Origin of the sequence: Streptococcus infantis, from assembly GCF_047464715.1 — a bacterium.
In the GTDB taxonomy this organism is placed as follows: Bacteria; Bacillota; Bacilli; order Lactobacillales; family Streptococcaceae; genus Streptococcus; species Streptococcus infantis_S.
On record NZ_JASHBJ010000001.1, the window covers coordinates 277,929 to 292,435 of the forward strand.

At 36.3% G+C, this 14,507-nt stretch carries 11 protein-coding genes; all 11 read left to right on the plus strand.

The features are described 5' to 3' along the window. Positions 1 to 197 precede the first annotated feature (197 nt). Positions 198 to 515, plus strand: coding sequence for a hypothetical protein (locus QM419_RS01405; RefSeq protein ID WP_000353213.1), 318 nt, complete (start codon positions 198 to 200; stop codon positions 513 to 515). After that, positions 508 to 855, plus strand: coding sequence for a hypothetical protein (locus QM419_RS01410; RefSeq protein WP_414277652.1), 348 nt, complete (start codon positions 508 to 510; stop codon positions 853 to 855). The genes QM419_RS01405 and QM419_RS01410 overlap by 8 nt, the downstream gene beginning before the upstream one ends. Before the next feature lie 2 nt (positions 856 to 857). Next, entirely contained in the window at positions 858 to 1,646 is a 789-nt protein-coding gene (locus QM419_RS01415; protein WP_414277653.1) for a DNA/RNA non-specific endonuclease, read from the plus strand. 10 nt (positions 1,647 to 1,656) lie between these two features. After that, positions 1,657 to 2,106 carry a hypothetical protein gene (locus QM419_RS01420; RefSeq protein ID WP_001069604.1) on the plus strand — a complete coding sequence of 150 codons (450 nt, stop codon included), beginning with the start codon at positions 1,657 to 1,659 and terminating at the stop codon, positions 2,104 to 2,106. Between the two features lie 10 nt (positions 2,107 to 2,116). Continuing rightward, positions 2,117 to 2,677 (plus strand): hypothetical protein, encoded by a 561-nt coding sequence (locus QM419_RS01425; RefSeq protein ID WP_000227716.1) that lies wholly within the window; start codon positions 2,117 to 2,119, stop codon positions 2,675 to 2,677. Positions 2,678 to 2,695: 18 nt separating this feature from the next. Further along, a complete protein-coding gene (mobP2, locus tag QM419_RS01430) occupies positions 2,696 to 5,065 on the plus strand; it encodes a MobP2 family relaxase (RefSeq protein ID WP_001103206.1) in 2,370 nt (789 codons plus the stop codon). A 116-nt stretch (positions 5,066 to 5,181) separates the two neighbouring features. Beyond that, positions 5,182 to 5,442: a hypothetical protein gene (locus QM419_RS01435; protein ID WP_000424244.1), complete on the plus strand. Its 261-nt coding sequence runs from the start codon at positions 5,182 to 5,184 to the stop codon at positions 5,440 to 5,442. A gap of 11 nt (positions 5,443 to 5,453) precedes the next feature. Further along, positions 5,454 to 10,307, plus strand: coding sequence for a PBECR4 domain-containing protein (locus QM419_RS01440; protein WP_414277654.1), 4,854 nt, complete (start codon positions 5,454 to 5,456; stop codon positions 10,305 to 10,307). Positions 10,308 to 10,468: 161 nt separating this feature from the next. Continuing rightward, a complete protein-coding gene (locus QM419_RS01445) occupies positions 10,469 to 12,214 on the plus strand; it encodes a type IA DNA topoisomerase (protein WP_129313575.1) in 1,746 nt (581 codons plus the stop codon). 2 nt (positions 12,215 to 12,216) lie between these two features. Beyond that, positions 12,217 to 14,067, plus strand: a complete 1,851-nt coding sequence (locus tag QM419_RS01450) for an AAA family ATPase (protein WP_033584658.1) — start codon at positions 12,217 to 12,219, stop codon at positions 14,065 to 14,067. Positions 14,068 to 14,159: 92 nt separating this feature from the next. Then, entirely contained in the window at positions 14,160 to 14,498 is a 339-nt protein-coding gene (locus tag QM419_RS01455) for a hypothetical protein (RefSeq protein WP_006152148.1), read from the plus strand. Positions 14,499 to 14,507 lie beyond the last annotated feature (9 nt).

Below are 14,507 nucleotides of genomic sequence, written 5' to 3' on the forward strand. Positions count from 1 at the left end.
CTACCACAACACACCTAAAAAGGACCTTAGTCCCTCTGTGTGTGTTAGTGTGTTGAAAAACCGCAAAAATAGAACCGTATCGGTTCGTGATGTTGCGAGGTTGAAGTTTTCTTTTTTGCTTCTTTTTGCTTTTGCTTCGACAAAAGAAAAAAGAAGTCCTGCTTTTGGGACAATAAATAATAAGATGGAGGATACAGATGGACATTCTCATTAGAGGATTAACACAGGAAGAGGTTAGCTATCTAAAAGCTCTAGCTAAGAAAAATAAAGCCAAGTCATTTAATGATTTTCTGCTCTCAATCTGTCGTGAAAAAATTGAGTATGGAAAATTTAATCGTGCTCAAGATTTGTATGTGGCTCATTTAGAAAATATGAAATTAGCTTCTGACCATGTTCTGAAACAAATGAAAAAACAGACAAGGATACTATCTGAATTTGAAGAAAAAATGGATCGTTATGGCAATCATATTTCACGTTGGTTAGAGTATGAAGGGGAGGTGGAAAGTGATGACTAAAAATTTTTTAATTAGAAATGTTCCTGGTGATATGTTTGAACAACTTCAGGCTATTTCAAAAAAATATAACTATTCAAGTTTCAATGAGTTTATGTTATCGCAAATTCAAAATATCGTAATGAATGACGGATTGAATTTGTACAATAATCAATTTGCAGAAACATTATCTGATATCAAACAACAACAAAGTCAGATTTTAGAATTGATGTTGAAGAATGAAATTTCTCTTTCAGCTTTAAATGTTAAACAAGATATTGTAAACGAACTAACCACAAATTGGTTACATTTTATGGATGATGTATCAGCACTTGAAGCTGAACGACGGTCAGGTGGTGTTTGAAAATGAAGAAGAATAAATCACTGTTCATCATTCTCATTTTTCTTGCGATCTTTATCGTACAACCTAACAATTTTAATGCTATCAAATCTGGCTTGACACAAAATGATATCCCAAATCAATTGAACATAGCCGATTCAGCTGAAGAAAAAAATTCCAACTCAAATTTGAATCCTACTCTGAAAAATGATGATTTGAAATCGAAGGAGTATGATGAAAAAAATCAAGTGATTATCGTCAATGAAAAATCACAATTTACAAAAGACGAATTGAGTTTAGAAAATGGCAGCTGGGAAAAATATTCTGATCTAGATTTTTTAAACCGTGTAGGAATTGCTGAAGCGATGTTGGGAAAAGATTTGATGCCAACTGAAGATAGAGAATCTATTTCGTCTATTACACCAACAGGATGGAAAAATAAAAAAATAATTTTCAACGGAAAAGAAGATTATTTATATAATCGTTCTCACTTAATCGGTTTTCAATTAAGTGGAGAGAATGCGAATGCTAAAAATTTATTTACAGGTACACGTGCTTTAAATGCAAATTTTGAAGATGAACAATCATCAATGGTTTACTATGAAAATAAGATTGCTAACTACATAAAAAATACGAACCACCATGTCCGCTATCGAGTAACACCTATATTTAGAAATGTGGAATTAGTTGCTAGAGGAGTTCGTATGGAAGCACAGAGTATTGAAGATGATGAGATCTCATTTGATGTATATATCTTTAATATTCAACCAGGATACAAAATCAATTATTTGACAGGATCATCTCAGAAAAATTGAGGAGGGAAAAATGAATCCAAGACTTAGCTTATATTTTAGCGAAGAAACACATGAAAAATTTAAGGAAATAAAATCCTACTTGAAAGAATCGTCTGCTTTGCAGAAACAGTATCGAAATAATTCAGCAACGCTTGTCACTTTGATTGAAGTTTTTTATAAACTTTTTATTGAATTAGGAGAAGGAAAAAATTTCTATGAGCGACTGACTCAGCTGGAAAAAAATTTTGGGGATGCCTTTGATTCTGGAAATGATAACAAGGCAATTCATCGTCAACTTGATCAAATTCTCTATCTAACGCTAACCAACTTTCATGCTATTACGAAAGATGATTTTGATGTTCAAGAATTGGAATCTATTCATTCACGATTGGATCCTACACAGCATGAATTGATGGCAAGAATCAACGATGTCATTCAAGAAGATATTGCACGTGGTCAAACTATCAAACATTCTCATTGAGGTACAGTAAATGGTAGATATTGTTGAAATCTATTTAGAAACAGGAGATTTTCATGAAGCGGTGAAACAGTCAGGCCTGCCTACTCATATAGCTCATTTGAAATTAATAAAGAGTGGCTGCCTTAAAATTCAAGATAAAATTCAGTATGGTTCTAGGACAGCTAAGCTCGGGGGAATGGCCGAGGAGCTTTTTCAAAAATATGTTCCAGATGCAACGGATGCGAATAAGTATTTCAAGAAAAATAATCCAGTATATGATTTTTGGCTAGATGGTCTAACGATTGATGTAAAATACAGCTCATTGTATAAAAGGAAAAACGGGAACTCTCATCACTGGCAATTGAGGACAAAAGGAAATCAAGATTTTATTGTCGCCTTTTTAGAACGAGAAAGTGGTTCAGAGTTAGAAGAACCAAATATCTTATTGATTCCCATGCAATTTATTGAAGAGCAAAAAGAATTACACATTTCTCAATCAGGACGGTGGATCAATGATTTTCAAGTTGAACCTGAAGAATTACAACCGTTATTAAAAGACTATGCTCTTTTAAGAAAAAATGGACTATTTTAATTCAAAGAGAGGAAAATAATGAACGTATCTTCTAGTCCAAGTATTACCTTCATGCTGCAATATACAGAAGCAAATAGTGGGTTTGTAGACTACACCAATAGAGACGAAGCTGTCGAGGTTGATAATGAATTAAATTTAGAAACGCACAGACAAAATATTGAGTCTCTAACTGAAGATGAACTACAAAAAATCCAAGCTGAAGTTCCAGAAACAAAACTTAATTTCCAGGAGTACATCGATTATATGAATCGTTCTTATGCTACTGAAAACCAAAATGAAGAGATGACAGCGATTTTTACAAAAGAGGCCAATTACTTGCAGCGTAGCAAAGTAACTGAATTGAAAAGTAAGTTAGAACAGGCTTATCAAAATGGCTCTCTTCTATGGCAGGGTGTTATCTCTTTTGATAATGATTTTTTAGCCAAAGAAGGATTATATGATTTGGAAACTGGGAAAGTCGATCAGCAAGCTATCAAGTCTGTCATACGTGAAGCATTGCCAAGGTTGATTGAAAAAGAAGGCTTATCTGATTCATCATTTTGGTGGGCCAATATTCACTTGAACACGGACAATATTCATGTGCATTTTGGTTTATCTGAAGTTGAATCTGCAAGAGAAAAAATTTTCTATCGACCTCGTGGACGAATGGAATTTAGAGGAAACTTTTCCCAGAAAACTATTGAGCGTTTTAAAAGTGATGTTTTTCATGGTCTGTTGAATGAACAGACTAGAGGAATGATTGTTCGACGAGAACAAATCTTGGCGAATATCAGAAGTGAATTGATTAATTCTGTATTTAGAGATCAGAAGGTTCGTTCTTCGGCTGAAAAAAATTTTTTGGAGCAGGCTTACAACCATTTGCCAATGGATAAAAAATGGCGTTATGGATCAAATGCAAGAGATTTTGCAGTCAGTAAATTCTTCCTTGACCGCTATCTGGACTCCTATTTAGAAAATGATGGGAAAGAGCTCTATCAAGAATTTCTAAAAGAAACGAAGAACTTTCTAGAAACCTATAGAGGAGCTTATTCAGCTGAAAAAAAATCAACCTACGAGAAGATTCGGAAAGTTGATGGTCGTTTTGAGAAAACACAACAGGAGGCTGCAGGCTATCATCTGCAGCAATTAATAGCGAGTCGAGAGAAGGAATTGAGAGAACGACTAGCAAATAAGATCTTGCACCTATTTCGTGAGAATGCTCCTGAAATAGCTGACGTTCGGCTGGAAAAAAATTTGGCCAATTTCTCAGTAAAGAACCAACAAAGGATTTTAGAACAGGATCCAAATGCAAGTGTTATCAAAACACTAGATTCCTGGAAAAAACTGGGTTATGATTTGAAAGATGGGGCAAAACCCATTGAAATTACAAAACCAGTCTATGCTGCTTATGACAAACACGGAACAGGTTTGGGACGTCCTGAATATGTTACGGAATTAGTTTATGATGTGAGTCAGATGAAAGAAGACTTACTGAAGAAGCAACTTGGTTTACGAGACTTATCGCTATTTTCTTCGGCTGATTTGAAAGATCTTGTAGAAGCAGCTAAAAAGAAAAGTGATCGATCATTAAAAGAGCGCCAGGAGTTAGGAACATTTCGCTATGCTTTAAAATTGAGTTTATTGGAGGAAAAACAAAGTAGTTTATTAGTTCGTAAAACTCTTTTTGATCAAATTCAACCACTTGAAACGGATCAGCCATTTGTTGAATTGAAAAAGAAGGAGATTCTTCAAAGACTGAAGCTGACTGAATTGCAACTGACTCCAAATTATAAACTAGGTGAAGCAGACCAATCTTTAAAACAATCTCTTGCTAACCAATTTGAAGATAGTGTTTCTTTTTCAGTAGAAAAGGCTGATTCATTAACAATTCAAGCACCTATTAAACGTCTGAAGGGAGAATTAGCGGCAGTTCAACCTCTTCAAGATGAAGGAGTGCTGACTATTCTAAAGGGCTATCCTGTTACGAAAGATAGCTATATAGAAGAACTACAGACCCATATCTCAATTTTTCAGCTGAAACATCAGATTTACAGTCGAAACAAGGAAATTTCACAAACGACTGATCAAACGACTATTCAAAAATTAAAACGGGAGAATGCGAAAGGATTTTCTGAACTCAAATCACTCTATCAAAAAATATTGCCAGAGGAAGAAAGCAATCAGAAAAGTCAGTTAGCTCAAGCTGTTTCACATAAAATGCAAGAAAGGAAGAACTTGCAAAGAAAAAACGTCCAACAATCCCAAGGCAAAGCAATCATCAATACAGATTTTATGAGAAATTTGACCAATTCTCTTCAAAGGGCCCAACGTGCAAATAAAAAAGCCCTTATGGAACGTGAGAGAAGTGATGAGAGGCAAGAACTTGAGGAAAAAGGACAAAGTATATAAGAGTCATTGTAAAAGCAATGACTTTTTTGTTGAAAATGGAATTATATTGTCCCTTTAACTGTGATTTTTCGATTATTACATAGAATAGAAGGATAAAAAGAGAAAGGAGAAGAAAAATGGAGCTAGTATTTCCAGATGTAGCAGTTGAAGCCTTTGACTTTTCAGCTGAATGGTTAATTACGGCAATGAATGCCGATAATAAGCAAGTGCATTTTGAGGGTCAAGGAAGAAATTCTGATTTAGAAATGGTTCTAGATTTTAAGGAAAATTCTGAGCTATTTGAATCTTTTTCAGTAGGGGAATTGGTTCACTTAGATCCAGAAACGTTTCTACAAGCAGAGAAAGAGCCGTACAAACCACAGTATGAAGGATTTTAAGGAGATTTTATATGACAGAACAAGAATCAAGACGTGGGAAAAGTCGTAGAGAACGTGTTGAATTTGCACGTTCTAGAGATATTTTGGATGTTGCAAACGAGCTCCAGATGGAGCTGGTTCAATCTGGACGAGACTATCGATGGAAAGAACATGATAGCCTAGTTATTTCACCTGATAAGAATTTATGGAAATGGTTTTCTAGAAATACAGGTGGAGATGCGATTTCTTTGGTTGAGACAATAAAGGAAGTAGATTTTAACCAATCGGTAGATTTTTTAAATGATGGAAATTTTAAAGAGTTTCAAATGGTTGAAAGGCCTCAAGAGGATTTTAAATACTATCTTGAGAAATACGAGCAGCCGTTATCAGCTGGACGAGACTACTTACGAAATCAACGTGGGCTATCCGATGAAACGATTGATTATTTTTTGGAACAGGGCGTTTTAGCCCAAGCTAATGCCAAACTTGACTACTTTGCGGAAGGTAATAGCGGAAATTCAACAAATGCGATTGAGCCAGTCATTGTATTCAAGTCCCTTTCTTCTTCAGGTGAAGTTGTTGGAGCCTCTTTACAAGGAATACAGGAAAATTGGGAGAAGTGGCCAAAACATGGATATGCTAAAGTGATTATGAAAAACTCCGATCCTATGACTGGTATTCATGTTGATATTGGCAGTCCAAAACGATTGATTTTCACTGAGAGTCCAATCGATTTAATGTCCTACTATGAATTGCACAAGGATAGTCTTCAGGACGTCAGATTAGTTTCTATGGATGGTTTGAAAGAATCGACTATTGGGCGTCATCTATCTCAAATTCAAGCTGAAATTTCAGGAAAACCACTAAGATGGACACCTGAACAAATGGCAGACGGGCTTCAAGTAGCTATTGATCATCACTTTTTTGAAGATGGGAAAAATGCGGATTTAATTACCCTAGCTTTAGATAATGATAAAGCAGGTAGAACATTCATTCAAGAATTGGAAGCAAAAGGAGCTGTTATCAATTCGGATCTACCAGAACTAAGACCAGGGCAAGATAAAACAGACTGGAATGATGTTCTAAAGAATAAACAGGAAGAAAAATCTGATAGTCGAGAATCAGAATTTGAAGAAAAGGCTGAAGCAACTTTATCAGAATCAAGTCCCTTTCCTGATACCAGCCACCTTTCTCCTGAAGATGCAACATGGTTGAAGGAAAATTGGAATAATATCTCTTTTTCTGTTCAGTCGACTAGATCCTCTGAAACAGATCTGACTATGGAAGACAAACATATTCCAAGCAATCAAGAATCTATTGCCAATACAGAAAAGAATGCTGAAAGATTGATGAGCTACGAAGAGGTAAAGCAGGAAAACGAAGCATTAACTAAGAGATTAAATAATCGGATTCAATCTGGAGAATTATCAATCGAATTTGCACCAGATTTCTATCTGTATGATGTCTTTGCGAAGTTAGGAAATAGCCATCCTACTAAATACCTCAACGCTAAACGAATGGAAGTATTGTCTCCTATTCATTCACTTTTAACCTCTATTGATGATCGAACGGTTGATTTATACAAGAAAAAAGGGACTTCTGAGCAGGATTCTTTGTATCAAGCATTGAAACCTCATCAGAGAACTTTGGGAGTAGATATTTCAACCCAGTTTATTGGTGAACTTGCAATAGCAGCCTACAATAGTAACAAGCAGATAGAAAGCCTTTCAAGTGACAGTTTTGGCGTCTATTTTGGTGAAAGAACCCTTGATAATCTATCACAATCGATTGAGCGAATGCTGGAGTATCCATTGATTGAATCGGGTAAAAGAGATTTTACCTATGGTTTTGTGGTAACTCCAAATACATTGTTCCACTATCTGGAAGGGCAAGAGGGAGAAGTGGTTTTAAATCATGAATTGTTGGATAACTTGATGTCACGTCTTGAGACTCATCCTATTAAGATAATGGAGACTTCAGAAGAAAAAGCCCCTGAGAAATCTCAAGAGCTAGATGTGATTTTGGAGCAACAAAAAAATGAGAGGACCAGTGGTAGTCTGGGGTCTTTACAGCCCGAAGCTGAAGGCAGTCCCACACCCGTACCAAAAGTTGGCACCTTTGAACGCTCTGTTACCAGTCGTCCTACGACATCCTCTCATTTACTTTATTTTACCATAAATGAAGAGTTTCAGTCAAGTAATGATGGCTACTATCACTCTATTTCCTTGGATGAATTAACTAAATTAAATCGTCCAATCCGTAGACTAGCTTTGCAAAATGCAGCACAATATTATTTGGATGAGTTGGCAAACTCAAAGATTTATTATGTTACCCCTGATAAGACTGTACAAGTGCATTTTGAAGAAAAGCACTTCATGCACCTAACAGGAATTAAGCCAATTGCATTAGGGCAGACACCTGAGAAAACTTTACATGATTTTGCAGAAGGAAATGGGCATTTTGACAATATTTTATTGGCTAATAATGATGCGGCTTTTGACAAACTAAAGGTCTTATCAGATCTTTCAGTCGCAACAGAAAGTACTTCGTTCTATTTTGATGATTTAACTAATCTTAGGCGATATGGTGGACGTTTTGATAGTCTTATAAAGTCTGATGATAAAGATATTATCTTGTTATTCAAAGAGTTAGAGGAAGAAAACTATATTCCAATATCAGTTTTTAAGTCTCGGACAAAAATTACCAAGGAACTAGATACGGTAGATAAAACACCTATTCTTGGTGTGTTCCGTGAACGTGATGGCCAGATTGAACAGCTATCGATTAATGATGAATATGTTAAAGATGGTGGCGAGGAAATGTTATCTATCTTAAAAAATAAGAAGTATGAGGAGGTTTCTGATGAACCTGAACTACCAGCTCCAGAGAACACACTGAATAAAACCTCACTTGATTCAGCTACCTTTACTCAAGTCTTAGATACTGTCTATAATTTAGGTGTGCCAGGTGACATTTCAAAAACTCCAGAAGAATTTCATCAAGCCTGGAATCAGTATCTTGACTATGCGAAACAGTACAATGATAAATTTGATCAGATTGTTGCTGCAGCTGGGAAAGATCATCTCCTAGATACAAATTCAGATTTTTATAAAGAATGGACACAAGATCATATTTATAAGGAGAACTACCATGTACGCCTTCAATGGTCTGAGGATCGCCCAGGTGGCCCGAAATTGCCATTTAAAGAGACAGAGCTGATATCTTATCAAGATTTTGCTAGGGAGCTATATAAGGCCAATCAGGACTTTTATCCAATTCATCAAGAAGGAATAAAACAAATAACAGCAGGCAATACTGAAGGCTATATCCCTCCTACCAAAATTAAGTTTGATGTTTATGCTCCAGGTGGTGAATTGATTAAGGAGGGAATTCGTTATGATATTGGAGATGAGACTACACCAATTTCACAAATGCTAGGGTTAGGATATCGTCGACTCAACGGTCAATCTGAACTAGCATCGATGGATGAAGAAATTCTTTCTCAGCTGGAAAATAGAGTGGTGAATAAGGAAATTTCCCTGGAAGCGAATGAATCAGCTCGATTGATAGAAGAAGGAGAGGGTCAAACTCCTGATACAAGAAAAACGGTAGCTTTTCAATCTTCTAAGCAAGAAACTAAAACTAATTTGCTTCAGCGTGTAGAGGAGATTCTGAAAGAGGAATCTATTTCGGATTTGGAAACCCCTGAAGTAAACTCAAGTAGTATTGATTATGCTACTTTAACGCCTCATGAATTGAGTGAAGTTGCTTTTCAAAAAGTGAGGGAGTACACAGAAACACCAGAACGGTTAGAAGAGTATCTGAATTTTATGAGTAAGTTTCCAGAACTTTCTCCTAGAAATGTAGCTTTGATTCAGGAACAGTGGCCAGGAGCGAGTGCAGTCGCAACCTATAATCAATGGCAATCGATGGGGGAAGTTCTTGGGATTACTTCAGATCAGGTATTTGAAACTAGAAATACCTATACCAATAAAAAAACAGGTCGAACAAGAGAAGTTGTCCATAACAATCTTTCGGTTAAGACAGGAGAAAAATCACATATTACCTTGTTTAGACCTATGATGGTTGAAATGATTCCTGTATTGGATGAAAATGGGAACCAGGTAAAAAATGGAAAAGGCAATCCAAAATATAAAAGACTTTCTGAAGCGACACCTGAAGAAAAGGTTTTAAAGAAAGAAGGAAAATTGAAATCTCGCTTCTTCCAAGAAAGAGATTCAAATACAGGCTTAGCTAAATTCGCTACGTATAAAGTATTTGAGTTGTCCCAAACAACCTTGAAGCCTGAATTTTATCCCAAAGCGATGCCAAATCGTCACTATAACTTTAATATGGATCATATTCGTACAAAAGAGGTGCTTGAAGGACTTTCAGACTATGCTAAGAATATTGGGGTCACAATCTATCAAGACGATGCAAAAGAGTTGAGGAGTGCGAAAGGAGCTTTTTATCCAGATGAACAAAAGATACTTTTGAATCCAGATAATACTCCTGGAGAAGTCGTTGCAACCACTATTCACGAGTTGGCGCATGCTAGTCTACATAATCCTAAATTTGCTAACTCGTATAAGGAAGAAGTCTCAAAAGATCGTAGAGAACTTGAAGCTGAGATGACAAGTTATCTCGTTTCTAACCATTTTGGATTAGATACCTCTGAGAAAGCCATTCGCTATATGGCAATTTGGACTGATAATTTGACCTCTCTTGATGATCAACAACTAGCGCAATCTATGAAACGGATTCATGGAACAGTATCTAAGATTGTAAAAAGTGTTGAACAACATACAAAGCCTTATCAGTTGAATAGACAGGTGGGACAAAATCAAAATTTTATCCAAAGCCCAAAAAAGGGGCTTAAAGTATAGAAAGAGTGCTCTTTATGAGCCTCTTTTTTGTATAAAAAGTTATATAACTTTTTGTGTTGTTCTTTGATATGAACTCGTTCTACTCTGTGCCAATGTCCCTTTACAAAATATTTTTTAATTATAGCTTACAATGACAGAAAATGAAGTAGAAGGAGAATGATATGGTTATAGTTATTCTGGCTGAAAAAGAGAAACAGGCAGAAGCTTACGCTACAGCTTTAGGACAATTTAGTAAAAAGAAAGGTGTCTATGTTATCAGGCAACCACTCTATTTTCCAGCTGAAGTTCATGTGGTGGCTGCTGAAGGGCACCTATTTGAATACAGTGAACCAGACAACTGGTCACTTGATAAATTACCTCTGACAAATGTTTCATTTAAGCAACATCTCAAAGAGGACAAAAATTCAAGAGAAAAATTCAAGAGAATTTATGATGAAGTGGTAGCAGCGGATCAAGTGATTATTGGGACGGATGCTGATAGAGAAGGAGAGCGGATTGCGTACTCTATTTTATCGCATATACCAGGAGGCAAGGAGAAAATTTGGAAACGTCTTTGGGCAAGCTCCATGACAAAGAAAACTCTTCAAAAAGCTTTTCAGGAATTGAAGGAACCTTCAGAAACCTATAATTACTATTTAGAAGCTGAAGCACGTGCACAAAGCGATTGGTTGGTAGGCATGAATTTATCACCTCTTGCAACGATTGATCTTCAAGCAAGAGGGCAACTCCCTCGAACAAAAGGTAGCCATCTATCTGTTGGCCGAGTTCAAACACCAGCGGTCAGACTAGTTTGTGAGAATGATTTAGAGATTCGCAACTTTACTCCAGAAAAATATTGGAAGCTTCAGTTGGAGGATAAGAAAAATGGGGTATTTTTCACCACAAAAGACAAAACTAAGGATAGTGAGGCTATTTTAGCCTCTTCAAGGGGATTATCAACCACCTCTGTTATTTCTTCAGTTGAGGTAGAAAATCATCAGAAATCAGCTCCACAATTATTTACCTTGTCTGCATTACAAAGTTTTGCAGCAAGCGCTTGGAAATTTGACTCAGATAAAACAGAGAGCATTGTTGAGGGACTGTATTTGGAAGGATTTCTATCCTATCCACGACCAGATTCAGAATACATCAATCAATTTGAGTTTAACGATTTAAAAGAAAATCTATCTGCCTATCAAAAAGCTATTAATTGTCATTTTCAGCCAGCGTTTTTGGAGCCTAGAGAAGATTATGTCAATGATGAAAAAGTATCTGGTACAAGCCACTCAGCCTTGATTCCGACTGAAAGAATTCCAAACCTTTCAAATTTAAAAACTGACCAACGACTGATTTATGAAGCAGTTGTGAAGCAGGCAATCTTGATGTTTGCGGATGATTGTTATTATTCAACCAAAACAATTGAAGTAGAAAATAATGGTCTTGTTTTTAAAACAAAGGGTAGAACGCTTCATAAATTAGGATGGGCTGAATGGAGTTCACGAAAGGTACGAGGTCCAGTTGAAGTTCCTGATTATCAAGTGGGAGATAAAATTGATACGCAGGTTCAGATTGTAGGGGGTGAAACGAAACCACCTAAAAGACTAACTGAAAGCCAATTGATTGGCCAAATATTTCCTAAATATGGCTTGGGAACACAAGCCACTAGAGGAGAAATCATTAAAAAAATTCAAAGTAAGGGTTATGTTGTTAAAGATAAAAAAACAGGTCAACTAACTCCCACCAATAAGGCCTATCTACTTATCAATTATCTCTATGACAATGAATTCTCTGATCCAGAGACAACAGGAGGCTGGGAAATGTTTCTATCTCAGATTGGAGAAGGGACAATCAATCCACGAGAATTTGTGGATGCGATAAAAGATAAGCTCACTCTTCAAATCAAGGAAGTAAAAGAAAGAGGTGACTAAGTGTGACTACTGAAGAAAAGAAAAAAACACCCTATTTAGATCGTTATACAGATAATTTGACAGAAAAAGTTTCAAAAAAAGCGGAAGATTATCAGGTGTACGGACGTGATAAAGAAGTAGAAGCTGTTCAGACCACTCTTCTCAGGCGAACTAAGAATAATCCTATTTTGGTAGGAGAAGCTGGAGTTGGAAAAACAGCTATTGTTGAAGGATTTGCTTTAGCCATTTTAAGAAACCAGGTATCTCCAAAATTAAAAAATTTGACCGTGCGTTCTCTGGAACTATCTAGCTTAATGTCAGATGAGGATGGAGGATTTATTGTTAAGTTTAAAAAAATTATTGAGGAGATGGTAGAAACCAAAGGAGAGAATCTTCTCTTTATTGATGAATTTCATACTATTGTTGGTGCTGGTGGTTCAGATAAGGGCGCTTTAGATGCTGGAAATATTGTAAAGCCAGTTTTGTCACGTGGTGAGATGCAATTGATTGGCGCAACTACTTTAGATGAATTTCATGAGTATGTCGAACAGGATCGAGCGCTAGAGCGAAGGATGCAGCCAATTATAGTTGAGGAGCCAACAACTACTCAAGCGATTGAAATTCTTGAACAAGCTAAAACTATTTATGAAAAATTTCACCAGGTGTCTATTAGTTCCGATGCTGTAAAACAAGCTGTACTTCTATCTGTTCGCTACATACCTGATCAATTTTTACCTGATAAAGCCTTCGACTTAATAGATGAAGCAGCGACAATTTGTTCTACAAATGGGTTAGGCCATGTAGGTAAGCAAGAAATTGCAGAGGTGCTGAAAAATAAAACAGGTATTCCTGTCACGACGATTTTAAAAGGTGACAAGGAAAGGCTAGATGGTTTAAAAGAAAAGCTGTCACGACGTGTTAAAGGCCAAGATGAGGCTGTAGAAGCTGTTGTGAACGCTATAACTGTTGCACAAGCTGGCTTACAGGATCAAAGAAAGCCCTTGTCTTCCTTCATGTTTTTAGGAACTTCAGGAGTTGGGAAAACAGAGCTTGCCCTGGCATTGGCAGAGGGGATGTTTGATGATGAGGATGCAATCATTCGCTTTGATATGTCTGAGTATAAACAAAAGGGAGATATCACAAAGCTGATTGGCGATCGTCAAACTAGAACGAAAGGTCAATTGACTGAGAAGATTAAACAGAAACCTTATAGCGTTATTCTGATCGACGAGGTGGAGAAAGCACACTCGGAAGTTGTAGATTTATTTTTGCAGGTGCTTGATGCAGGACGTTTGACTGATTCAACTGGAAGGCAAGTGAGCTTTAAGAATACGATTGTCATTATTACTACGAATATTGGTTCTCAAAAAATTATTAAGCAGTACGAATTGAAAGGGAATTTTAAAAAGCTAACCGATAGGGATAAAATTCAGTTTGAAAAGAGCATGACGTTGGAATTGGAGACTAAATTCCGACCAGAATTTCTCAATCGAATTGAATATAAATTGATTTTTAACATGTTAGACGAGGAAGTGAATAAGGAAATTATTGTCAAACAGCTATCAGAAATTCAAGAAAGAATGAAGAATAAAAAGTTGACTCTCTCTTACGAAGAAAGTTTGGTTACTTATTTATTGGATGTAGGAACAAATATAAAGGACGGTGCACGACCACTTGAAAGAGTGATTAAGCATAAAGTACTTCCTTTAATTTCTAAAGAGTTTCTGAACTTATCTGATCCCAACCAAGAGTATCATTTCCATCTTTGGGTAGAAGGTGATGCACCAGATGAGTATCACCGTGAAGACAAAAGAAAAATATTATTCGAGGTCGAAGCTGAAAATACGTCATTTGGTGAAGCTTTATTTTCTTAAAACTCACCTTGAAAAAAATGATTGTCCCTTTAAAAAATTTTTTTCAATTATCTATTATACTAACGTTGTCAAAAAAACAAAGGAGGATTTCTATGAAAAATTATTTGACAAGACAAATTCAGCAAGTAAAAACAAAATCACAGATGTTTTTATTGAGCCTTTCCCTATTCCTAACAGGATCTACCGTGTATGCGGACGATCCATTTGTTAAGTCGGATAACTTGGCAAAACAAGGAATTACAAAAGTTCAGCTAGTCAGTGTTGCGCTATTTGGTCTAGCTGCCGTTGTCACCTCGCTCATTTATGCGTTTGGTGGACGGGAGTTAAAAGCCTCAATGAAAAAACATTGGGTATCAATTGCAATTGCAATTATTGGTGTTTCAGCGGGACCAAGTATTATTGAATGGATTTTTGATTTCGTGAAAAGTTAAGGGGTGGTG